This is a genomic window from Prochlorococcus marinus XMU1412 (assembly GCF_017696315.1).
Taxonomy (GTDB): Bacteria; Cyanobacteriota; Cyanobacteriia; order PCC-6307; family Cyanobiaceae; genus Prochlorococcus_A; species Prochlorococcus_A marinus_AF.
This window is the reverse complement of sequence record NZ_JAAORJ010000004.1, coordinates 1-21393: the sequence shown is the minus strand read 5'-3', so window position 1 is coordinate 21393 and position 21393 is coordinate 1. Positions and strand designations below refer to the sequence as shown.

Below are 21393 nucleotides of genomic sequence, written 5' to 3'. Positions count from 1 at the left end.
CTATAAGACAAATTAAATTTATAATTTTGAGAATAAAAAATAATGAAAGGGTTGATTTTTTTTCAGAATTCGTTTCTTTAAAGATATATCATTTTTGGTACTACTCATGGTTATGCCCCAATCTACCTTGGAAAGCTTATTATTTTTTTTGATACTTTCTCTTCTTGCAACTTACATTGTTAATTTAAAGTATTCTGCAAAATTAAAAATACAGAAGTAGTTTTTTATTTATTTTTTGTCTTAATTAGATTTATTTCCTTGGATCACTCCAGGTCTCTTTGTATAGCCAACTCAAAAAAGTAAGAGTGAGTATATTACCAAATGCATAAGTTATTCCTAATAATGGGTCATAAATATTGGCAATAATTGTCGACATAATAAATATTATTAACCCTGAGATAACCAAATCCTGAATAGGCAAATCTTTTAAATTAACAGAACTAATCATTCTTTGTTGTAAACAATAGATTTGAAAATTATAAACCTCGATAGAGAGTTATTTACTAATTGGTTTTTACTTACTTTGATTAATTTTTAGTGAAGAATTATATGATCATCCTATTTGAAAATCATTAATTACTAATAACTTCAAATAAATATAGAAATTATATAAACATTTTATACATGAGAATGGTTTATATATATCAATTTGAGATTTGAAAAAAGGATATAGTTTTTAGAGTTTGTTTTTAAGTAATTGGAAAACTTTAGTTATTATGAATATCTTAATTCAATCTCATTTCATCCCCCGGTGATGATAATAACTACATTAGTTTTCTTTTATATAAGGAGAAAAATTTTATTGAAAGGCGAAAAGCATTAGCAATTTATTTGATACGTGTATTTTTAAAAGAGTCGAAAATTAAATAGAAGAAGCAAATTAAGAAAACAATTGCATATATAGATTCCATTTAACTATTTGTTGTAATAGAGCTACTTAACCCATATGTGATAAATATAAAACTTGCAAAAGTTACCCCAATCATTACTGTTGTATAAAGTTTATTTAGAGTGAAATTATTACTTGTTGAAAAATCGGCCACAACTAAATTTTTCATTGAATATTTATCTCTACTTTTAAAATTTTCACTATTAACTAAGCTTCCTAAAATGGGTTCAGTAGAGATATTTACTTCTTGATTGATAACTGAATTTAGACCTTTATCTTCATTAAAGAATTTTGGGAACATATAAGTATGCCACAATGCTATTACTGCAACCCAAAAAATAACGCTTACACCTGCGATTCCAAAAAGTAAAAATCTAAAATTTTCCATATTTTTTAATTTTTATTAAATTAAATCTACACCAAACTAAATATTCAAATATTTTTATTTAAAAAATATACTTAACGAAAATCAATTAATCATAATTAGTTGTGATTAATGATTAAAAATAATGTTATTAAGTGTTTTTGTATAAATATAAGTTAATGATTTAATCAATTAATAATTTTAAAAGGTCAAAATAAATACCAAATTAATTATTACTTTATAGAAATGGATTTTAGAGTTTTACTTGTTATTACACCAATAGTATTTTCATGGATATTTACAGTTTTTTGGTTGGGTAGATGGGATGTATTTAGATTGACACCACTTGGACTACCGAAGAAGGGAGTTGCACCTTTCAAAAACTATCAAGTATGGGATGATACTGCACTAGTTCCTGCTACTGGCAGACCTCCAGAAGGCTATCCTGTTTTTACTGTTAGAACTGCAGCTGTAAATGCTTTAGGCATTCCTACTGTTTTCTTTTTAGGTGCTATTTTGGCAATGCAATTTAAATCTTATTAATTAGGTATTTTGATGGATTTAAGATACTTAGTTGTAGGTGCACCTTTCATTATTGCTTTTTTCTATGCCTTATATTGGTTGAGAAAATGGGGAGCTTTTAGTTCAACAAATAATATGTCAAAAAAAATGACTCAAAAAAATGAATCAATAGAGCAAAATTATATTTTAGAAAATATTTTTTTAACAAAAAATTAATTTAAATTTATCTATTTTTATTTATTAAATCATCATGATTCCAATAGAACAGTATTTATTTTTTGCAGTTTCTCTTTACGCTTTTTTCCATCTTTCAATAACATTAGTAACTGCATTAATAAGCTTTTCCTAATTGATAATTATATAAAATATTAAACACTTATTTGTATAAAATTAATCTTTCTAAATTTAGTAAATCATTATATAAATATAGAAGTAGATATTAGGGCAATCTACTAGCCGCTAGCTTTGATAAGTACGGTTTGTAATGAGAACCTCCCTTTAACCTCATTTTCTTTTTCGCAATCTTAGAAAATGAGGTTTAAATATTTTTAGAAAAGAAAATAATATAAGGTTAAAGTTCAGTATCAAAAATAAACTCTTTCAATTAAAAAATATCTATGCCTTTGTATATTATTTACTTTTAAAAAAATAGTTTTTTATTTATAAAGAGTATGTAGATATTTGGCGCATCTGCAACGGTTTACAATCCGTCTTTATGAACCTAGCCAACAAAAATATTCTTAACTACGTTTTAGTTATTTTAGTAGTTAGGAATATTTTTATTAAATATTAAAATTTTAGAGAATTTATCTCATCTATAGGTGAATTTAATGATTAATGAATTAAATAAAAAAGATACTTTAGAAAATATTTATAGTGATTTAGAATCTGGGATGCCAGAGAATAAATCTATAAAAGAGTATGCCCTTCCTAATGCTAGGCAATGGTTAGGAGGAAGATTTGTTGCTATATGGGTTTTGCCAATTTATTTCATTAGAAAGTTTGCAAAGTTTTCTTCTTCATCCGCTTTTGTTAAACCATATTCTCCCTCTGAAAATGGTCCATCATATAAACAACCAGAAACACTGTTTACTGCTTTGAGGAATGTTTTTAAGGGTGAAGACCATTTGAGATTTTTTGATCATAGATTTATTGGTATTTGGGTTTTACCAATTGCCATAACTGGTATAGTTTTTGAAATCCTATTAATAGCCCCTACTAATAACACTACACCTTTTAATTAAGTATTTCTAAGATTAAATCTTTAATTTTTAGGATAACTAAAATTATATTATTTTTCTTTTAAAGTTCTATTGAAAATTACTTAGAAGATTAAGATAAGATTTCTTATATTAGATTTATTTTGTTTTCAAAATTAGATAGTTTAAATAATTGAAAAATGTTTGAAATACCTTTTAATATAAAAAAAATCTTATTCTTTAATGTCTAGGAAAATAACAACTGTAATTTCTTTTAAAATTGAAAGTACATTTGAAGAATGGGTAAAAATTTTTGATAGTAAAGAAGCAGATCTAAGACATTCTGAATTTGATATTAAACCACTATTTAGAGGATTCAGTAAAGATGATCCTAAAAAAGTAATTTGTATTCATCAGGCTCCAGAGGGAAATATTCAAAAGTTTGTTCAAGCAAATAGTGAATGGATAAAAAGTCACAAAGTTGATTTCTCAAGTATGGAAGAATCATCTTGGATATGAATCGTTTTAGAATTGCTAAAGTAATTATAGTTTTTTCATCATTATCTTATTTGAGCATTACTTTTTTAAGAAATTATAATTCTCAAGAAAATATAGAAAAAAGATGTATTCTTAAATTTGAAAAAGATTTCAAAAATCATTTGGAAACATCTCATGAAGAATGGAATCAAATTTTAGATTTAGCTGATAACAATTATTTAAAATGTATGGGCATACCTCAGTATTAATCATGGGCGAGGCAAAGAGAAGAAAAAATTTAGGTATTCCGCCTAGAGAAAAAAATGAAGACATAAAGTTGCCTCAACTCGATAAAAAAGCCATACAGCAAAAAGTTAGGTCCACACTATATAAATATCCAATTATCCCTTTTCTTTTTTATGGAGCTGCCATAGTTATCCTAATCGGAGGTTTATTTTATGTTTTCAAATCCTTTAATATTGCTTAATTATGAGGATTGTGAATTTTGATATTGATGAATCTTTGTAACCATTGCCTAAAAAACTTTTAAAGATTTTAAATTATTAAAAATAAATGTGTAATGAATGATGAAAAAATAATAGATGATAATTATTTACGATTGACACCATCTTTAGGTGCTGTAATTTTAGATTAAATTAAAACTATTTATGAAAAAAATAAATAAAAAATATGCTGAAATAATGCGTCAAGCTGATAATGCAGTTGGAAGAAAAGAAGTAGTTAGTTTATTAAAAAAAGCTGCAATGATAATGTCTAAATCTGAGGAAAACTTAGCTGCTTAAGTTAGAAAACTATTTTATTAGTATAAATAAAACACCATAAAGAATGATTGATGAGGATGCAGCCATAATAATAAATGGTAGTATCATGCCTGAGTTTAACCATCTTAAAAGTCTAATTTTTTTGTTAATTACTCTTGGCATCTTTTCTGAATCCCTTAATTGCAACTTAACAAGTAAATAAATGGTGTAAATGATTAATTAATCTTTTTAAATATCATTCTTTGGTTAATTTGGAATTAAATTTTCTAAAGAAAATTACTATAAAAAATCCGGATTTTTTATCTTGAGAGAAATTTTTAGGTAATTAATACCTTGTATTCTTCAAATTTCTCATGCAAGATTTAGAAACATTAGATATCTAAATAATGATTGAAAATTTAAAAGAGAACCCTGAAGAATTTAAAGATTATGATTCAGAACTATTACTTAAGATTCTAAATAAGACATCACTGGAGAATAAAAAAGGTGATAATAATGAACTTTTTGTAGATGAAAATTGTAAAATTAATTCAAAAAATATGAGTAATATAATTTCTTCAGATAATTCAAATTTGAAAAGAATATTATCAGATATTTTCCCAAATAAAAAAATAATGATTCATGATAATAATGATGGGTCGCAAACAATTTTTTTATCTTAATTTACTTATTCTTAAAAGCTTATTTATGCTATTTATGCAATTTTTATTTTTTTGAGAAAAATTAGTAAAAATTACTCTCGCGTAATTTTTTTGGAGATGTTATCGTTCATTAACGTTCATCCAAGTTTATATCTCTGGACGCATGATATGGGAGTAGGGAACGGGATTCTCATTAACTGCAAAAGACCATGAATAACCTCTTACAAATAAGAGAAAAAATCAAAAGAGCCAATAGGCTATATGAAGCCCAACTTTTGGCAACTAAAAGTGGAGAAGTTACTCCATACAGAAGATCCGTCTTTGAAGAAAGAATCAGGAAAACACAAAAAGAAATGAAATTGAAAGACTCAAAAAATTAAATTCTTTTTTGAAACTGATCTATAAAGGGGGATTTTATCCCTCTTTTTTATTTTTATAAAAATTATGTAATTATTAATTTATTTTTTCGATTATCTATTGTTAAAAAGAACATAATTTTGATGCTTTTACTATTGATTAAAATTATATAAATGGCAAATTTAATTCAGTAATTAAGAGGTAAATAAATATGTTTAAAAAGAAAAATAAACAAATTAAAATCTCACCCAATAAATCAAATTTAGATCAAGTTTTATGGTTTATAGAAAATTATTTGCCCCAAAAGAAAGATCAAGGTGTTCAAAAAAAATTGGATATGGATAATCTAGAAGCAGAGACTATTAAGATATTTTCTAAATTAGCTTCTACACGTTCTAAAACATTATTACCAACAACAAAAAATACGACAATCTCTTTTACCTTTGGTAATTGGGCCTTGCCTTACCTGAAATTGCTTAAGAAAATAGGAATAGCTAAGTAAGAAAATTGTGATCGGCGAGAAGTAGATTTATCCCGCAAATAAAAATAAATAAAGATTAAAAAGTCTCAGAAAGTTCTTTTTGAAATTTAATGAGGAATACTTACTTTACATAAAAAATACAATTGCTAAGTTTAAGATAAGAGATCTATTCATTAATGTTTCTAAATTATCTGCCTAGCGAAATGGTTGAAGTTGTTGGTTTGACAATGATTTTTTCATTTCTAGTTGGAACTATCTTAATTTTGTTATTTACATCAGATCAGGCAAATACAAAGAATCTATATTTAAAGAAGGCTAAATAAATTTTAAATAATTTGTTTATTTATAAATGACCTCTGTTTTTAATAAAGTTAACTCGCAGGCTTGGAACATAATTTTTAATATTGATACATAAACAAATTTAAGATTATGGGCGAAGCTAAAAGAAGAGAAGAATTAGGATTGCCACCTAGACAAAAAAATGAATTAAATAAATCTGATAGATACCTTTCATGGCTTCCAATTACTAAATCAAGAATTAAGAAATATCCTTATATGGGTGTAGCAACAATGGCATTAGGAGCGATAATTTTCTTAGTAAGTGGTGGCGCAAATAGTATTAATTAGTTAAATTTTGGCTTGGCTTAGAATATATCTAAGATTCTTTTTGTAATAGTTTAACGCCAGATATTATTGAGATTATTGAAGCTATACCAAGAAATATAGAGTAAAAAGGTTGTAAATTAATAATGCCAAAATTACCCGTATGCCATTTTATTAACCAAAAAGCATCTACTCCTAATGGTTGAAGAATACTATAAATAGTCCCAGATACTATAGTAATTAGTAAGGGAATTGCTGAAATTGCGGTTATTTTTCTGTGAATTTTTCTTTTATTGGTTTTTAATCTTTCCATCTATTTCCTCAAATAAATATGTAATTCTTTCTCGTTTTTGCATGGCATCCATTTATCCTGGTTCTTATGTATTCCTTCGCAACCAAGTTCTAAAGCTCTTTTTTCAGCTTCCTCCTCAGAAAGAAATGTACCCCTCATATGTGAAAGAGAATAATTATTGAAATTTAGAGATAAGAGCAATAAAAAAATAAAAAATTTAAAATTTCTAAGAATAATACGCATTTTTAACTTTTGAGGATAGAGTCACAAATACTAGATGGATTTGCTTGTTTAACTATTTTTAGTCTTTTGATAAGTTCGTCTCGATCTATTTGATGTTTTAAATATTTAATACATAAATTTTTTTCTTGATATACCAGTGCTATTGGAGCGATCTTTAAAGCAATAGCAAAAGTACCAATAACTAAAAGAATGTTTGTAGCTAGTCGAATATTTGGTCGAAAATTTGATCTCATTCGTATTCTTTATTTCTGTCAATAACTTCTCTTAAATATATATCTTTTAGCTCGTCATTGTATCCATTTTCTTTTGCAAATTTCTCTAATTCCTTCAACTCTTTTTCTGTCATTAAGCAGATTTGGAGATATTGTTTTTCATATCTTCAATTTGGTTGATTAATTCATCTAACCATTCTGTATTACTTTCGGATCTTTTATGAAAATATGTAATTTTAGGTTGATTGATTTCTAGTGTCTCATAATCTCCACTCATAAATCACCCCTAAATTTATACTCTGCATAATTTATCTATAGAGATTATGCACATCAATAGGTTCTATTACTTATTAGACATTTACCATGCGTAATAAATCGCTTTTTTAATATTATAAATATTAGGGAATTAATCTCAAAAAAATATGGCAACTAATGAAGAACTAGAAAAAAGAATCGAAACTTTAGAAAAAGAAGTACAACATCTTAAAGCCGTTCTGCAATATCAAATGAGAAATAAGAAAAAGTGATTCTTATTACATAGCAATTACTTTTGGTCAGATAAGCATTTTCTTTTAGTTGTTTTAGATACCTAATATAAAAAGCTAAATATTAAAAATTAGTCCTTAATTAATCACTTTTTGAAAAAATAACTTTAGTCATTGATATTTAGAACATATTTGTTTTTATATATATAAAACTACTTGATATGATTAACTCAATAGCTTTTACATTATTATTATTAGGCTCTTTAGTCGCTTATAAAAGACTCAAAAGAAAGAAACGGCAATTCCACGCACCACCTACAAATCAGCTTCCTAGTTGAAGATTAAATTCCGTCTTCGTCTTCTCCAAAAGGATTGTATCTAATATCCCAGATAAGAACTACTGCTATAGATAAAAGCAATAGACCAAAAATAACTTGAGGAGGAGGTAATAACATCAATGAAATTTAAAATTGTTAATAAGCTTTGCTTATGAAAATTTTAAAGGATAATCAATATTGTTTGGTTCTAAATGTTTCACATAACATGCTGTTGTGCAATCTACTCCCTCACTATTGATGCTACAAGAAGTTATACATTCAAAAAAACTTTCCAAAGCATCTGAATCTTTAATATTTGAATAAATTTCATTTTTCATTTTTAATCTTCCATCCTGAAGCTTATCTAGCAATTAATTTTTAATAATGTCAAATGTTAGGTAAAGTACCTATTCACCATTTTTTAAAAAAAACTGTTGAATCGAAAAGTTTTTTTCCTCCCTTCCTCTAAAAGTTTTTTATATTCTTTTCTCGCCTCTTCGATAGATTCAACCCTAGAGCCTTTCATAACTGCCTTACTTGATCGCTTAAGCACAAAACATAAGAGATTAAAATTGCATTAATCAGAGAAGGGTTCTTAGAACTATCATCAAATGGTTCAAATACTTTAATTCTCGATCTGGCTTTATTGATTAAAGTAAATTTTTCCATAAAAAAAGGGCGTTTGCTTCGCCCCAATCAAAAAGCGGGATAATCCCCATCACCCAGCCTTTTCAAAATCTTAGCACTACATATAGTGTTTGTAAGTATTTAAAATTACCTATTGATGGGGTTGTTTGTTTCTGTTTAATTTGTCATTATAGGAGTCCCCATCACCTAGGCTCGTAAGAGTCTTTTTTTTTATTTGTTTGCCTTTTAGGCTTATGAGTTTTTAATTAGTGTTTAAAGACTTTTTATTTAATTTTAAGATTCGATAATTAATAATTAAATAAATTATTTTATTCATGCAAACTTACATCGTACACTGGCAATTTCCAGATCAAGAAAGTCATATGCAAGGGGCCGAAGCTTTTGCGGGTTTTGTGGAAGGAGGATGCGAAGGTGATGAATTTGATGGGTTTAAAGTTCTTAATCGAGTAGTAAATCCTGAGGGAGCTAATGGTTGGGCAATAGTTGAATCTTCAAACCATCAGAATATTTGGAAATGGAGTAGTATCTGGGTCGATAATTTTGGCGTAGAAATTGAAGTTACACCAGTTCTAACAGATAAAGAATTTCTCTACGTCCATAAAGAAATTGCAGCAGCCTCTAACTAATAAATAATCTTTTTAGTGTTTGACTGTTGATTTAATATGAAAGTGTAGTGCATATTTTTTATGGGAAAATTCTCTTCTGAAGAAATTGAAAGTCAATACAATTTAATAAAAATGCTTTTAGCTGAACCCGAAAAGTATAGAGATGCCATTAATGCAATAAAAAAAGATATTGCATATATGCCTATAGAGCTTAAAAAAAAACTTGAAGAAGAAAATATTATCTTATGAATGAATCACAAATCACATTAATCATAATCGTTAATTTTTAAAAATTAGTAAATAGCCATTCTCGTAAACTAACCGAGAGAGTCTAAATCTCTCCGATGGTGAACTGTATTAGCGTAATCTTGTGGTTCTGTCTGTTCTCTAATTAAATCTGCAATTGTTGGATAATCTTTTGCATTATCAAGATCTCTTGCATTTTTATCTTGAATTGCGAATGGTGATCTTTTTAAATTCATAATTAAATTACTCAAAATTTTTGTTGGATTCTGATTACAGATCCGGGATTGTCATGTACGTAAGAGTTGAATTCTCTCGCAAGCATTAGGCAATCGTATGCATCGCGAGCGTAGAAGCCAACTTCATGTGTCTTATTTGTTGAATCTTTGTAACTCAACACATATTTATTACAAGATTTTATTGGCGTTGAAGGCATTTGATTTTATCTCCGTTACCATTAAGTTCTAACTAGGCATGCTTATCAATCGACTAATAAAAATGTACGGTTTAAGGCACAAACATATACGGATAGAGGACCAACAACCTAATTTAAAAATTAATATAATGAGCAGGTGGTTTTGGTAAAAAAAAGACAATATTTCCATTACTTCTTTAAACTATTTTCAGTGGTAGCCTGTTTTTGAAAGAAACTGTTTTAAGTAATGTTTCTATAAACAAATCAACTATCTCGCTAAGTTAGTTTGTTCGAGATTATAAATATATTTTTCTCCATCATCATCACCATCGTCATCATCATGGAAAGAAGAGATTAATACATAAACTCCTCCAAGTCCCAATAACATAGATAAATAAAGAATAGGGTCTGTCATAACTCAAGTTTGAATCATTCAAATTAAATTTGAGGAAGCTTTTCAATATCTATATTTTCTTTTAATTATTTGGATAAAAAAATTTCTACGATCAAAAAATTGTTTTTTATTTGAGAAAACTGAAAGTAGATCTAAAATAAGGTAAATTTACTGTTTTTTTTAAAGTGAGTTTTAAAAATATTTTAAAAATCAATGTGCGGAAGATTTGAGTTGAAAACTAAATTTGAGAAGTTGCCAAAGGTTTTGAAACAAGACTATCCAAGTGGACTTGATTCTAAATATGAAACTCAAAGACTAATAAGACCTAATGATCCTGTTCTTGTAATTAAAAACGAAGGAAGAATTAAAACTACTTTTATGACTTGGGGCTTTATTTCCCCTTGGGCGAGAGACCCATTTGATAAGGACCGACCAAGACCATTTAATGCAAGATCAGAAACCGTAGAAGAAAAAAAATTATTTTATGGAAGTTGGAAACATAAGAGGTGCCTAATACCTGCGAGCGGTTTTTTTGAAAAAAAATATCGTGTTCGAAAAGCGAATTATGAGACTTTTTGGTTGGGAGGAATTTGGAGTAAGTGGACCTCACCAGATGGAGCAGAACTTGAAAGTTGCTGCGTTTTAACTACTCATCCAAATAATTTAGTTAAACCTTTACATCACCGCATGCCTGTGATCGTTCCTAATGGATATGAGGAACAATGGACAGAGCAAGTTAAAGATGCAGATGAATTAAAAGGATTATTTGCAATTATGATGGGTTGGTCCCCTGATGGTTGGTTAGTAGAGGATTTAAAGAAAAAAGAAGCTGATCAAATGAGTTTGTTTTAAATGGAACGTTTACTAATCCCAAGGTTAGATTAATGGCTAAATCTTATTGGTTGATTAATTCAAATAGTTCAGAAGTTAAAAGATTTATGAAAAATGATAAGAGTATTGATGGAGTTTTTGAGTATATGTTCATAGATACTGGAAAAATAGTGGGGGGATCAGGAAATAAACCACCAGTAATGACAAATACAGTTTCTGTTGAAATAGATTTAGCTAGAGAAATTTATGAAAGATTACTTTCTAAGGGATGGAGAAAAATTGAAAAAAATTGGAATTAAAAAGAGATCTAGATCTGTGTGGTAGAAATTATTGATGAAAATAATTTGAAATTTAATAATGAGAATATTAACTAAAATTGACAGCTGATTTAGAATATGAGGAGATTAGTAAATTATTTAATTTAGTGCAGATAAAAATGAAATATCCAAAATGGCTACCAGAATAAATAAATATTTAAGTGAAGTCGGTTATTGTTCTAGAAGAGAAGCAGATAGATTAATCTTAGAAGGAAAGGTTACAATTAATGGCAGAATTCCAAATATTGGCGACAAAGTTGAAGAAAGTGATCAAGTAGAAGTTAAAGGTCAAAGAATAGAAAAATCAAAGAGACAAAAAAACATATATTTAGCCTTTAATAAACCTGTAGGAATTGTATGCACAACAGATAGAAAAGTAGAACCCAATAACGTAATAGATTTCATCAAATATCCTAAAAGAATTTTCCCTATCGGAAGATTAGATAAGCTCAGCGAGGGATTGATTTTTTTAACTAATGATGGAGATATCGTAAATAAAATACTTAGAGCAAGAAATAATCATGAAAAGGAATATATTGTAAAAGTTAATCGCCCGATTAATAGCGACTTTATTCAAAGCATGAGTAATGGAGTTGAAATACTAGACACAATAACTAAAAATTGTTACGTAAAACAATTGGGTCCAAGAATTTTTAAAATAATTCTCACACAGGGACTTAACCGCCAGATTAGAAGAATGTGTGAGGCTTTAGGATATAGAGTACGATCATTAAAGCGTGTGAGAATTATGAATATTAAGTTAGACGTGCCAATAGGAGAATATAGAGAACTTAGTAAAGAAGAACTCTTAGAATTAAATGGATTACTTGAAAACTCCTCAAAAACATATGACTAATCAAAAACCAATAAGAGTAATTTGGAAGTTGTAGTAAATTGGTTAGCAAAAATGTAAGATTTATACTTTTCGACTTTGGTAGAAATAACTTGAATAGTATGAAACACTTACTACGCTAAGCGCTACTAGTTAGTAATCGAGGATTATTTGATCACTTTTTAAGGATTAGCAGCCTAAGCTCTCTTTCTTTGTTTAATCTTACTCGGTTCTTCTCCAATTCTGAGTAATTAATTTTTCTCATTCTTCTCTAGTTGCATCTTTTTTATTCTTTTCTAGTTGTCATGATAGGAGGGTTTTTGCCCATATAGGATTTACCCTCCATAGAATCAATAAACATATATTTAAAAAATTGATCTTCTTTATTTGCATTTCCGATAAACTTTTTTAACCTTGTTCTATTTGAATTAACCAAGCAGTAAGACCTAGCAATTAATTTTTTAAGGATAAAAATCTACTCTCCAGCGCATCACACAATAACTTAATGGATTATATCCATTACAATTCCAGAACTTGAATATTTTTACAGCGAAATGGTTAAAATTCGCATCATTGAAAAATGCCCACCCAAAATAAATAACAAATGCAGTTATAACAAACGCAGCATATTGAAGCCAATGTGTCCCAGACTTATCTATACCATTTTTGTCAAAATTAGAATTACTCATTTATAGGATTGGATAAGCTATCCATCCAAATAAGGTGTAGTTAATAATGACAGCCATGAAACCAATCATTGCTAGCCTTCCATTTGTTCTTTCAGCAATAAACCAATATGTATTTGGCCATTCAAAATTTACCCCCATATTGGATTTTTGATCTTTTTTAATTAGGTCCTCTTCAGGAGTATTCTCCTGGTCAAGATAATAATTACTATCTGGGTAAAAGCTTTCGCTCGAAAAGTTATCTTTAAATTTACTCATTTTATTAGGAATTTAACTCTTACATATCTTAAAAAATAAAAAGGCTAAATAGGTTAAAAAGGTATTGTATCAATCAAATATTTTTTATCTTTTTCATTTAATTGGATAGGAACAAATTCACCTAGTACTCTAAGTCAATAAGTCAGAAGACCATATATCTACGATTTGAAGCTGTAACTGGAGTTATAATCCCTTTTATCTTCTAAAACTTTATAAGATTTTTGAAACTTAATGGAATTTCCCCCAAAGTTGACCTAGTGTACCACAAGGTTTTAATAGTTGGTCTAAATGATGGGTGTCGCAGCTAGGAAGAAAACCAGTATTTTTAGAAGTTATTTTTAATTTGAAAAACATTTGCATAATTTCTTACAAATGGTAATTTTAGTGGACTTGGATAAGTTCAAATGAAAGATCAAAGAATTGAAAAGATAGCAGCTGTTGCAGTAAACATAACTAAGGTGCTGGTAATAATTTATCTAGGCTTCATAGAAGTATTTAAAATTGGCAAATTACTTAGAGAGAAGTTAGATGCTGAATTTGATATTTCTCGAAAATGGGCTTCACAAGCTTATTCAATTCTAAAAAAACGACAAGCTGAAAGAAAAATAGCGGGAGTTTAAATATTTTTGCTATAGATTAATTGAGGCCAAACCTCGTCAGCAAACTCTACGTTTGCTGCAAGACATAAATTGATCCTATATAGTTGCGAGTTGATTTAATAACCCTTTCATTAGTTGGAATTTCTGGAAGGGTTTCTTGTTAATGATATTTATTAAGTAATAAGTTATAAATTATCAATAATACTATTACTCCACCAATGCCATAAATTGCATGATATGGGTCGTGATGGTTATGCCAAAGTTCCAGTAAAAATTCCTTCAATACTTAATAGCCATTGCTCAATGAGGATAGAAACCAACTCTATTATTTATATGTTGTAAGCTTATATCTTAAAAAATTAAAAAATATTCTACATGTATCAAGGAAAACCATAAGAAAACCGCTTAAAAAGGAGAGCATTTTCCCTGATTTTCCATAAGTAAAATTAGACAATTGCTGAAAAGCTATTCTGGCTCAACGGATTCGAACCTGCGATCTAGTGTTCCCCAAGCACTCGCTACGAAAAATGCGACAGTCCCTAATAGAAAGAAGTATTGCTATAGCTTATAAGTTGGTATTACAGGAAAATTTATGAGTCCCAAAAAGTACAAAGATATAGCAATGTGGTGCATAATCAAAATCTTGCTCAAATCACACTCATTTGCGACCTAGTGCCCTATGAGCGCTAGATCGTTCAATTCTGGTAAATATTGATTGACAGTCGATCTAACATAGAGGGATAAAACCCTTTTTTTTATGACAGATCGAGAAACAATTGAATCAATGTTGTATGAGCTAGCAACACCTCAGAAAATGGGCTCATTTTTTGTGAATAATGCCACTTCAGATTTTCTACTCATTAGGCCTAGTGGGAATCCAATAAGTGCAAAGGGATTCGAGGAAATGATGAGTTCAGGCGATGTGGTTCAGGAAAAAGCAGAAATTACAAAAATTCATAAGTTTGAATTTCTCTCTTCCGATGTAGCAATGTGTGTTTTTACACTTGGGGCAAAATTTTCTTATAAAGGAACTCCTAATGATGATTTGCCAACTGTCACCTCCATCTTCAAAAAGATTGATGGGATTTGGAAAATCCATTGGATGCAAAGATCATCAGGAGATTCAGATTTGTCATTATGGAATTAGCAAGTAAATATTGGTGAGAATTTGATAGTCGATCTAAAATAATGGGCAATAAGCTACTTTTTTTATGAAGTTAAAAAATATTTTAAAAACTACTGGAGCTCTTCATATCCTATTGGGGTTGTTAATTATTACCCTACTCATTTTTTCAGTGGAAACTATTGCAGGGAATGCTTCAAGTGAAACATTGCTTCTTGTTAGAGGTACTGCTGATGTTGTAGCAGCAAGTAATTTGGGAATTGGTTGTTTATTGATTATTTGTAGTTCCATAAAAGATAAAGCCTCTTTAAGAAAAGTTTTATCAGGTGAATTAGCGTTGATGTTTTGTTTTTTAGCAGTAGCTCTTTTTAATACTTTTAATGCTGGGATAATTGTTGATGGAGGACCTCCTCCTCCTTTTTGGATTATTTTAATAATGAATCCTCTTTTATGTATTTATGGATTAGTTAACAATAAAAATTGAAACGCTTACTTATTAAATAAATAAATTGTTTATCCCTTTATTTAGAGTCAATTCCTGAGTACCTTTCATACATCCTCCAGTTGGGTAGCTGATTACCTTTTTTGAAATAGTACCTATACCAATAGCTAATAAACCAATACCTAATATTGCTTTTGATCTTTTACTTGAGATGAGCGATTTCATTTTTATTGTTTTTAAAAATCATAAGAATTATTCGGATTATTTTGTGGATGTCATAATCATTTTGAAAGATATCACTCGGCAAGGTTATGCAAGGTATAGCAGAATCTCGCTCAAATCTCGCTCAGTCTCATTATTCTAAAAGCAAGCAATAAAAAGAGAGTCTGGGAAACTCTCTAGTATGACTTGGTTTTATAGAGTCGGGGCGACAGGATTCGAACCTGCGACATAGTGCTCCCAAAGCATTTAACAAGCCCAGTTGGACACTATGTCTATAGACTATGACTAAATAGTTGCTGGCTAATGCTTAATTTGAAATGACAAACTAGGATATATTTGTTGGCAAAAAATTAAGATAAATCATACTCAAACCAAGGAAAGTATCTCTATAAATAAATTTAATAGGTTGAAAAACTAGGACTAAAGGGCCCACCTCCAAAGCCACTCATTCCTCCACTTCCATCGGGGAAGACAGTCATTCCTCTTTTTGTAATACTGAAAGTAACTTCTAAGCCTTGTGTCGCATTTGTAATAACAACTGGATTAGTAGGCGCAAAAGACCCATATAAATGAGTTGAACTTCCACATGAAGAGTCGGCAGTATAAGTTCCTAAGTTACCACCACTTACTTGAGCTAAAACCGCCTTCATGGTTCCAGTAGGCGCTGATGTGAAAACTTCTGCTCCAGCTAACTCTGGACTTCCTGAACATGTTTTTCCATTACTGAAGTCCATTAAATCTTCATCAAATTCATCATAAGATCCTTCTGCAACTGGAGATCCATCATTAGAACTATAAAATGTTTGATCATTAATTTGATATGTGCCTTTTAAGCCAAAAGTATTTTTGATTTTTATATATGCATAAGGATAAGATCCTGCTGGAGGCCTTATATTGGTCCCTGTCAATGTTTGAGTGGCATTCCCACCTAAATTAACTAAACTTCCTGTTGATGATTGGAAAGTAGGCGTACATGAAGAATCCGTAATAGTATTGTCTGTAACAACCTCATCACTACTATTTATGGTTGTTCCAGCAAGAGGATCAGCTGTGCATAAACCCATTTCGTAGACTCTTATTTTGTAAGTATTAGGAGTTATATAACAGGCATTATTTATACTTGATGGATTATCTCCAAAAAGAGTTTCACAATCGTTTGCAAAAGCCTTCTCATTGGATGAAATGATTGATGCTACCAAACAGAAGCTAAAACCTGCTGTTGCTTTCAAAGAGAATTTAGAAAAAAGTTTCATTTTTAGTGTTAATAAAAAAAAGATAGAAATAAAATTAAGAACCTTTAGCTCTGTTAGTAAAACTTCCTGAAGAGCGCTCTAAAAGAACATCATATTTACGTTTAACTGGTTGAGTCATTTGAGTAATCATGTTCTTCTTGTAATTAGATTTCTCAAACTTGACAGGGCTACCAGTGATATTCATCCTTAAACCAAAGAAAGTCTCATCCGTTCCAGGCAGTGAAGTATTAACTGTAGTAGAAGCTGCAGAAATTTCATTAGAAACCCATGCCTCAAGACCAACGTATGGTGTAGCTTGCCAACTAATTGCTCCTTCTAAACCAGAATTATCTTGGGTATTTTTGTAGTCCCAATTAAATCCTCTTACAAAGAAAGCAAGTTCTGGATTATTTGGAAGTCTGTAACCTACTTCCAAATCCCATCCTGGAACAACTCTTTCTTTATATGATGTGCCCTTTACAGTTACATCTTTCTCATTAGTTATAGAAACATACCAGTTATTTCTAAACTCAAAATCTTTCCAGAAATATTCTCCACCTAATCCAAGTCTGCTGTGAGCATCACTATAATTGGTCATTCTGTAATCCCAGAACGCATTAGCTCCAACCATAGATACATCGTTAGGACGATTTCTGATTCCCAAGCCAAGGTTAATAGTGGAACCATCTGCATTAGTGGCAGTAGCGAATCTTGCCTGAGAAAATGCCAGAGTTTTTAAATCGCCTTCTTCATCTTTTGCAAGTTCGCCAAGCTTCATCAAACTATTTATCGAGAAACTTGTATCTGATTCTGTTCCTCCAGAAATATTGAAAGTGGTTTGAGCGAAAAATGGTATTTTTTGAATTTGACTATTAGCTGTTGAATTTGCCAAGTCAAATCCTGCGTCAGCTAATAATTTTTTAAAATCATTAGTCATGATGCGGCTATATTCGCTGCCTTCTGCGCCATTATTCATTAATGGAACAAATTTGGTTGAATAAGTTACTCCCTTAATAATGTATTCATCTAATTTGTCTTTTGGCTCATATGTATCTTGCTTGATTTTAACTTGATCAAATTTGATATCTTCAAATTTGTATTCATTAGCTGAGACAGAAAGAAGTGATCCAAAAGCAATTGGAATTAAAGATAAAGCTTTAAATAATTTCACTCAATAAAAATATTTAATGTAATTACTTATAGTTGCAAATATTTAATAAGTAAATCAATATTTATTTTTAATTACAAAAAGATATCCTTATTTAAATTTGTTGGCCATTTGTTGGCCACTATGAGCCAAAAAGTAAATGCAATAAAAAAGCGAGTCTGGGTAACTCGCTATTATGACTTGGTTTTTAAAGGGTCGGGGCGACAGGATTCGAACCTGCGACCTAGTGCTCCCAAAGCACTCGATCAGCAAATTGCGACAGTACCCTTGAGAACGAAGTGAGGCTATGACTTTAGTTTGAAATATTTGTTATCAAAATGAGTCTCAAGAATTGTCTTATATGCAGCAAAGTGTTGCAAAGTTAAGCATTTGATCGCCCGAGGATCGCCCGCTTGCGACCTAGTGTTTAAAAATGTAATCCAAATCCATTTTTTTTCTTTTCTGATTGATATCCAGCCCTTACGAATTGAGTATTATCAGTCCCTACATCATAGAGAGTATAATTTTTGCCTGCTCCAACACCAATGACAGCTTTTTGAGGAACCTTCTGCTCCTTCTTATGATTTCCGGTTAAATCGTGTACTTCCGAATTAAGAATCCCCTCTGTTAATTCCAAATGAAATTGTTGTGTACTTCTCGCAGTAAATAATCTGTTTACTTGAAGACGTGTAAGTCTATCCAGGAGTGTTAATGGCGGGGTATCTAATGTTAAATCGTCGCCAACATCTTTTGAGCTCCCGTGAATTAAACCACAATCAAGTTCAACAAATCCAAATTGAAGTGCTGCTATCCAATCAAGAAATGATTTATCAACAGCATTTATTAGAGATTTGACCACTTCTTCACCTTTATTTATTCTCAAAGCTTCAGCTCTTTGATTGCCACGGTAACCACTTTCTAAGAGGATTTGTTCTTCCCACCAACCATATATGCACCATGGTTGTAAATCATTACTTTTTGGATTAATTAATCTGTGTAGAAGTTTATTACAGTTTTTTTCAGGACCTATCATATCCCCCAAAACAAAGAGGGTTATGTTCCCAGGAGTTTTTTTTAAATCTTTTTGAATAAGTTCATAAGTATCTAGATCCCCTTTTAACCCACTTATAAGTGCCCAGCGTTCTATCATCTTTCACAAACATGAGAAGCATCTTCAGCTCGTTCGGCAAATTCAAATCCGTTTTTTAAACGCCATGCAAAAATCGGAGGAAGACCAGCATTTATTATTGCTTTGCAGGTAAGTTCGATATCATATTCAACTTCTCTAATTTTTACGTCATTAGTGATGTCGTTATAAACCACATAAGTAGCTTTAGTTCCTCCATGCCGTGGCTCTCCCACTGAACCTGCATTTACTATTTTTCGCATCGGCAAATTCATTTCTTTCTTTTGAATATCTTTCGAACCACTGTTTTTGACCTTTACGGCAATTGAACCATTTGCTAGTTCACGTATATAAGGTTGATGAGTATGTCCACAAAATAGAATCTCAGCTTTGGCATTTTCAACTCTCTCAAGAGCTGCGAATGCATCCATATCGGGCAGCAGATATTCATGTTGACTATTAGGACTACCATGAACAAAAAGACATTTATCTTTACGAATTGAGTAGGGTAAATTAGCTAAAAAATCCTTATTTTCTTTTGTTAATTTTTCCGTAGTCCATTGATGAGCGAAATGACCTCTCCTTTCAGCGATCTGAGAAGGGTAACTACAATCGCAGGCATCTAATCCATCAACTACATCTTCGTCCCAACAACCCTGACAAGTGGCAATTTTTTTCTCTTTGATTAACTCAATAACCTCATTAGGTTGAGGACCATAACCTACTAAATCTCCAAGGCAGGTAATATTCGTAATCCCTTGTAATTCAATATCTTTTAATACGGCTTCTACTGCAGGTAGATTTGCATGTAAACATGAAATAACAGCTTGATTCATTTTTAATTAATTTCGAGAAGTTTGTAATTGTGAATTTCTAAGTGTGGCTTGATGATGCTCTAGAACAGCATCACTAAGAAGGCAATTATTGATAGTTGATTTTATTAATTGGAAGTTTAAGTTTTTCCCTTGTATGACAATTTCAGAGTGTCTTTCTGGTCTTCCATTAAGAGGAGCAACTTGATTTAAGGTTTGATACTGAGAACCTTTCTGAGTCAATATCCAGTTAAACAAGATATAACGACCATCTGGTAAGTTCATTAATGCTTTTGCTCTATATACGTCTCCATAAGCACCGTTCACTAATTCGAACCAAAAAGTATTTAAACTTGCAGGATCCCAAATATTTTTTTTGAGGTCAATACTACATGATTCAATTGCTTTAAAATCTAAAGTATCCTTTATTGGTAATTCTAGATCTCTGCCAAAATGCAAATATTTATTTGGTTGAAGATTATATATTTCAAGCTCTTTTATAACTCTCAAATCAATACCACTAATACCCTGAAATTTAGGTATGAAAAATTGAGGAAATTCAATAATAATCAAAATATTCTCTTTCTCTACCTCTAAGGGCAATTTCGAACTTGACAAATCTAATAAATTAGGAATTTGATCTTTCAAAAAAGCAAAATCAATTTTTGAATTTATTGCTTGCTCTAAATTAATTTCTGAATATCCGCCAAGACGTACATAACCACAATTTCCAGAGTGATTCTTAAAAGTATTTAGTATCCAGCTTGTCTTACCGCATCCTGGAGGCCCTGATATTATCCAAGTTTGACTCATAAAAAACTACTTGATGTATAAAATTTACACCAAAATGAAAATGAATATCATTTTTGTTTTTGTTTTTAGATATTTCTTATGAGAGGAAATAAAAAATTCAGAGAAATTACGCAGCTAATAAAGTGAGAACATTATGGAATGCTTGTTATTGAATTAAAAAATAATTAATCTATGTACTAAGTGTATTTGAAAATTGAGTTCTTTAACTATTACCAAGGCTGCTTCAAATGAATTGCTCAGGCAATCAATTTATCGTGGTACACCTGGAGAAATATTCCTATATTTGCAACCTGATATTCTTGATGATGGATGGATGTTTCTGAGAGTTAATATCTGGGAAAAATCAGGAATTCCGTTTGCAAGAACTGATGGCTTAACTGTCTACGCTCCAGAATCTCAAAAAAGTTTACTAGATGAACTATCACTTGATCATTATCAGGATTTATCCGGAGGAGGATTCTTGATTAGTACTCCAAAAGGCGCGACAAAAAGTTCTTGTGGTTCGGGTTTTAAATTTAATAAATAAAAACCTATTTAAAATGAAAAAATGATTATTTTGAAAGACTATTAACTCGCAAGGGTAGATCTTAATTTTTAGTATTGGAGCAATGGTCTGTTTAATATTGCTTATTTAGTTGTTTTAGCGGGCGATGCAGTATGCAAAGCTATGCAAGGTATAGCAAATGATCGCCCAGGGATCGCCCAAGGACTATTTAAGAATCGTGAGAAGTCAATCGGGGCGACAGGATTCGAACCTGCGACCTAGTGCTCCCAAAGCACCCGC

At 30.3% G+C, this 21393-nt stretch carries 38 protein-coding genes; 20 read left to right on the top strand and 18 right to left on the bottom strand.

Going from position 1 to position 21393, the window contains the following annotated elements; translation table 11 throughout:
- Nucleotides 1-250 precede the first annotated feature (250 nt).
- Nucleotides 251-448 (bottom strand): hypothetical protein, encoded by a 198-nt coding sequence (locus HA152_RS06545; RefSeq protein ID WP_079334455.1) that lies wholly within the window; start codon nucleotides 446-448, stop codon nucleotides 251-253.
- A gap of 463 nt (nucleotides 449-911) precedes the next feature.
- Nucleotides 912-1277 (bottom strand): hypothetical protein, encoded by a 366-nt coding sequence (locus tag HA152_RS06540; RefSeq protein ID WP_209134771.1) that lies wholly within the window; start codon nucleotides 1275-1277, stop codon nucleotides 912-914.
- Between the two features lie 222 nt (nucleotides 1278-1499).
- Between HA152_RS06540 and psbF the strand changes: the two genes are divergently transcribed.
- The 11 genes from psbF to HA152_RS06485 all read left to right on the top strand — a co-directional run bounded on the left by psbF (nucleotide 1500) and on the right by HA152_RS06485 (nucleotide 6339).
- On the top strand, nucleotides 1500-1796 hold the full coding sequence (psbF, locus tag HA152_RS06535; RefSeq protein ID WP_079298357.1) for a cytochrome b559 subunit beta, long form: 297 nt from the start codon (nucleotides 1500-1502) through the stop codon (nucleotides 1794-1796).
- Nucleotides 1797-1808: 12 nt separating this feature from the next.
- A complete protein-coding gene (locus HA152_RS06530; protein WP_209134769.1) occupies nucleotides 1809-1991 on the top strand; it encodes a hypothetical protein in 183 nt (60 codons plus the stop codon).
- A 614-nt stretch (nucleotides 1992-2605) separates the two neighbouring features.
- Nucleotides 2606-3019, top strand: a complete 414-nt coding sequence (locus tag HA152_RS06525) for a hypothetical protein (protein WP_209134767.1) — start codon at nucleotides 2606-2608, stop codon at nucleotides 3017-3019.
- Between the two features lie 198 nt (nucleotides 3020-3217).
- On the top strand, nucleotides 3218-3493 hold the full coding sequence (locus HA152_RS06520) for a DUF3764 family protein (protein WP_209134765.1): 276 nt from the start codon (nucleotides 3218-3220) through the stop codon (nucleotides 3491-3493).
- Nucleotides 3490-3720, top strand: coding sequence for a hypothetical protein (locus HA152_RS06515; RefSeq protein ID WP_209134763.1), 231 nt, complete (start codon nucleotides 3490-3492; stop codon nucleotides 3718-3720). Before HA152_RS06520 ends, HA152_RS06515 begins: the two co-directional genes overlap by 4 nt.
- On the top strand, nucleotides 3696-3938 hold the full coding sequence (locus HA152_RS06510; protein ID WP_079298366.1) for a DUF2839 domain-containing protein: 243 nt from the start codon (nucleotides 3696-3698) through the stop codon (nucleotides 3936-3938). Before HA152_RS06515 ends, HA152_RS06510 begins: the two co-directional genes overlap by 25 nt.
- A gap of 681 nt (nucleotides 3939-4619) precedes the next feature.
- Nucleotides 4620-4895 carry a hypothetical protein gene (locus tag HA152_RS06505; RefSeq protein WP_209134761.1) on the top strand — a complete coding sequence of 92 codons (276 nt, stop codon included), beginning with the start codon at nucleotides 4620-4622 and terminating at the stop codon, nucleotides 4893-4895.
- A gap of 188 nt (nucleotides 4896-5083) precedes the next feature.
- Entirely contained in the window at nucleotides 5084-5254 is a 171-nt protein-coding gene (locus HA152_RS06500; protein ID WP_198513551.1) for a hypothetical protein, read from the top strand.
- Nucleotides 5255-5442: 188 nt separating this feature from the next.
- A complete protein-coding gene (locus HA152_RS06495; protein ID WP_209134759.1) occupies nucleotides 5443-5733 on the top strand; it encodes a hypothetical protein in 291 nt (96 codons plus the stop codon).
- 155 nt (nucleotides 5734-5888) lie between these two features.
- Entirely contained in the window at nucleotides 5889-6035 is a 147-nt protein-coding gene (locus HA152_RS06490; protein WP_187146050.1) for a hypothetical protein, read from the top strand.
- Between the two features lie 106 nt (nucleotides 6036-6141).
- Nucleotides 6142-6339, top strand: a complete 198-nt coding sequence (locus HA152_RS06485) for a DUF2839 family protein (protein ID WP_011863232.1) — start codon at nucleotides 6142-6144, stop codon at nucleotides 6337-6339.
- A gap of 28 nt (nucleotides 6340-6367) precedes the next feature.
- Here the strand turns inward: HA152_RS06485 and HA152_RS06480 are convergent, their stop codons facing one another.
- From HA152_RS06480 to HA152_RS06460, 5 genes are all read right to left on the bottom strand, one after another.
- Nucleotides 6368-6628, bottom strand: coding sequence for a hypothetical protein (locus HA152_RS06480; protein ID WP_025939510.1), 261 nt, complete (start codon nucleotides 6626-6628; stop codon nucleotides 6368-6370).
- Nucleotides 6629-6766, bottom strand: a complete 138-nt coding sequence (locus HA152_RS06475) for a DUF3721 domain-containing protein (RefSeq protein WP_025900698.1) — start codon at nucleotides 6764-6766, stop codon at nucleotides 6629-6631.
- A gap of 86 nt (nucleotides 6767-6852) precedes the next feature.
- Nucleotides 6853-7083, bottom strand: coding sequence for a hypothetical protein (locus HA152_RS06470; RefSeq protein ID WP_209134757.1), 231 nt, complete (start codon nucleotides 7081-7083; stop codon nucleotides 6853-6855).
- 112 nt (nucleotides 7084-7195) lie between these two features.
- The gene (locus HA152_RS06465; RefSeq protein WP_209134755.1) at nucleotides 7196-7339 is read right to left on the bottom strand and encodes a hypothetical protein; all 144 of its coding nucleotides are present in this window, start codon (nucleotides 7337-7339) and stop codon (nucleotides 7196-7198) included.
- A 695-nt stretch (nucleotides 7340-8034) separates the two neighbouring features.
- On the bottom strand, nucleotides 8035-8235 hold the full coding sequence (locus tag HA152_RS06460) for a hypothetical protein (protein ID WP_209135855.1): 201 nt from the start codon (nucleotides 8233-8235) through the stop codon (nucleotides 8035-8037).
- Between the two features lie 591 nt (nucleotides 8236-8826).
- On the opposite strand from HA152_RS06460, the gene HA152_RS06455 reads away from it, so the two are divergent.
- A complete protein-coding gene (locus HA152_RS06455; protein WP_209134753.1) occupies nucleotides 8827-9138 on the top strand; it encodes a DUF3303 domain-containing protein in 312 nt (103 codons plus the stop codon).
- 60 nt (nucleotides 9139-9198) lie between these two features.
- Entirely contained in the window at nucleotides 9199-9366 is a 168-nt protein-coding gene (locus tag HA152_RS06450; protein ID WP_025938525.1) for a hypothetical protein, read from the top strand.
- Between the two features lie 68 nt (nucleotides 9367-9434).
- Here the strand turns inward: HA152_RS06450 and HA152_RS06445 are convergent, their stop codons facing one another.
- From HA152_RS06445 to HA152_RS06435, 3 genes are all read right to left on the bottom strand, one after another.
- A complete protein-coding gene (locus HA152_RS06445) occupies nucleotides 9435-9599 on the bottom strand; it encodes a hypothetical protein (RefSeq protein ID WP_209134751.1) in 165 nt (54 codons plus the stop codon).
- Between the two features lie 11 nt (nucleotides 9600-9610).
- On the bottom strand, nucleotides 9611-9796 hold the full coding sequence (locus tag HA152_RS06440; RefSeq protein WP_072013480.1) for a hypothetical protein: 186 nt from the start codon (nucleotides 9794-9796) through the stop codon (nucleotides 9611-9613).
- Nucleotides 9797-10043: 247 nt separating this feature from the next.
- Nucleotides 10044-10190, bottom strand: a complete 147-nt coding sequence (locus tag HA152_RS06435; protein ID WP_209134749.1) for a hypothetical protein — start codon at nucleotides 10188-10190, stop codon at nucleotides 10044-10046.
- A gap of 192 nt (nucleotides 10191-10382) precedes the next feature.
- On the opposite strand from HA152_RS06435, the gene HA152_RS06430 reads away from it, so the two are divergent.
- From HA152_RS06430 to rluF, 3 genes are all read left to right on the top strand, one after another.
- Nucleotides 10383-11021, top strand: a complete 639-nt coding sequence (locus HA152_RS06430; protein WP_209134747.1) for an SOS response-associated peptidase — start codon at nucleotides 10383-10385, stop codon at nucleotides 11019-11021.
- 32 nt (nucleotides 11022-11053) lie between these two features.
- Nucleotides 11054-11299, top strand: coding sequence for a DUF1651 domain-containing protein (locus HA152_RS06425; RefSeq protein ID WP_209134745.1), 246 nt, complete (start codon nucleotides 11054-11056; stop codon nucleotides 11297-11299).
- A gap of 151 nt (nucleotides 11300-11450) precedes the next feature.
- Nucleotides 11451-12173, top strand: a complete 723-nt coding sequence (rluF, locus tag HA152_RS06420) for a 23S rRNA pseudouridine(2604) synthase RluF (protein ID WP_209134743.1) — start codon at nucleotides 11451-11453, stop codon at nucleotides 12171-12173.
- Between the two features lie 437 nt (nucleotides 12174-12610).
- On the opposite strand, the gene HA152_RS06410 is transcribed toward rluF, so the two are convergent.
- Both HA152_RS06410 and HA152_RS06405 read right to left on the bottom strand, forming a co-directional pair.
- The gene (locus HA152_RS06410; RefSeq protein ID WP_209134741.1) at nucleotides 12611-12838 is read right to left on the bottom strand and encodes a hypothetical protein; all 228 of its coding nucleotides are present in this window, start codon (nucleotides 12836-12838) and stop codon (nucleotides 12611-12613) included.
- Nucleotides 12839-13093, bottom strand: coding sequence for a high light inducible protein (locus HA152_RS06405; RefSeq protein ID WP_209134739.1), 255 nt, complete (start codon nucleotides 13091-13093; stop codon nucleotides 12839-12841).
- Nucleotides 13094-13497: 404 nt separating this feature from the next.
- Here HA152_RS06405 and HA152_RS06400 point away from each other — a divergent pair, with 404 nt between their 5' ends.
- The 3 genes from HA152_RS06400 to HA152_RS06390 all read left to right on the top strand — a co-directional run bounded on the left by HA152_RS06400 (nucleotide 13498) and on the right by HA152_RS06390 (nucleotide 15299).
- The gene (locus tag HA152_RS06400) at nucleotides 13498-13713 is read left to right on the top strand and encodes a hypothetical protein (protein WP_209134737.1); all 216 of its coding nucleotides are present in this window, start codon (nucleotides 13498-13500) and stop codon (nucleotides 13711-13713) included.
- Between the two features lie 736 nt (nucleotides 13714-14449).
- Entirely contained in the window at nucleotides 14450-14839 is a 390-nt protein-coding gene (locus HA152_RS06395; RefSeq protein WP_209134734.1) for a DUF3804 family protein, read from the top strand.
- Between the two features lie 64 nt (nucleotides 14840-14903).
- Nucleotides 14904-15299, top strand: a complete 396-nt coding sequence (locus tag HA152_RS06390; RefSeq protein ID WP_209134732.1) for a hypothetical protein — start codon at nucleotides 14904-14906, stop codon at nucleotides 15297-15299.
- Between the two features lie 12 nt (nucleotides 15300-15311).
- On the opposite strand, the gene HA152_RS06385 is transcribed toward HA152_RS06390, so the two are convergent.
- The 6 genes from HA152_RS06385 to HA152_RS06360 all read right to left on the bottom strand — a co-directional run bounded on the left by HA152_RS06385 (nucleotide 15312) and on the right by HA152_RS06360 (nucleotide 20609).
- The gene (locus HA152_RS06385; protein ID WP_209134730.1) at nucleotides 15312-15482 is read right to left on the bottom strand and encodes a hypothetical protein; all 171 of its coding nucleotides are present in this window, start codon (nucleotides 15480-15482) and stop codon (nucleotides 15312-15314) included.
- Between the two features lie 395 nt (nucleotides 15483-15877).
- Nucleotides 15878-16732 (bottom strand): hypothetical protein, encoded by an 855-nt coding sequence (locus tag HA152_RS06380; protein ID WP_209134728.1) that lies wholly within the window; start codon nucleotides 16730-16732, stop codon nucleotides 15878-15880.
- 34 nt (nucleotides 16733-16766) lie between these two features.
- Nucleotides 16767-17882: an inverse autotransporter beta domain-containing protein gene (locus HA152_RS06375; RefSeq protein ID WP_209134726.1), complete on the bottom strand. Its 1116-nt coding sequence runs from the start codon at nucleotides 17880-17882 to the stop codon at nucleotides 16767-16769.
- A 403-nt stretch (nucleotides 17883-18285) separates the two neighbouring features.
- On the bottom strand, nucleotides 18286-19008 hold the full coding sequence (locus tag HA152_RS06370) for a phosphoesterase (RefSeq protein ID WP_146629306.1): 723 nt from the start codon (nucleotides 19006-19008) through the stop codon (nucleotides 18286-18288).
- Nucleotides 19005-19820: a metallophosphoesterase family protein gene (locus tag HA152_RS06365; protein WP_209134724.1), complete on the bottom strand. Its 816-nt coding sequence runs from the start codon at nucleotides 19818-19820 to the stop codon at nucleotides 19005-19007. Before HA152_RS06365 ends, HA152_RS06370 begins: the two co-directional genes overlap by 4 nt.
- Before the next feature lie 6 nt (nucleotides 19821-19826).
- Nucleotides 19827-20609 (bottom strand): GTP-binding protein, encoded by a 783-nt coding sequence (locus HA152_RS06360; protein ID WP_079293445.1) that lies wholly within the window; start codon nucleotides 20607-20609, stop codon nucleotides 19827-19829.
- A 193-nt stretch (nucleotides 20610-20802) separates the two neighbouring features.
- Here HA152_RS06360 and HA152_RS06355 point away from each other — a divergent pair, with 193 nt between their 5' ends.
- On the top strand, nucleotides 20803-21135 hold the full coding sequence (locus HA152_RS06355; RefSeq protein ID WP_209134722.1) for an AIR synthase: 333 nt from the start codon (nucleotides 20803-20805) through the stop codon (nucleotides 21133-21135).
- The last annotated feature ends 258 nt before the right edge of the window (nucleotides 21136-21393 follow it).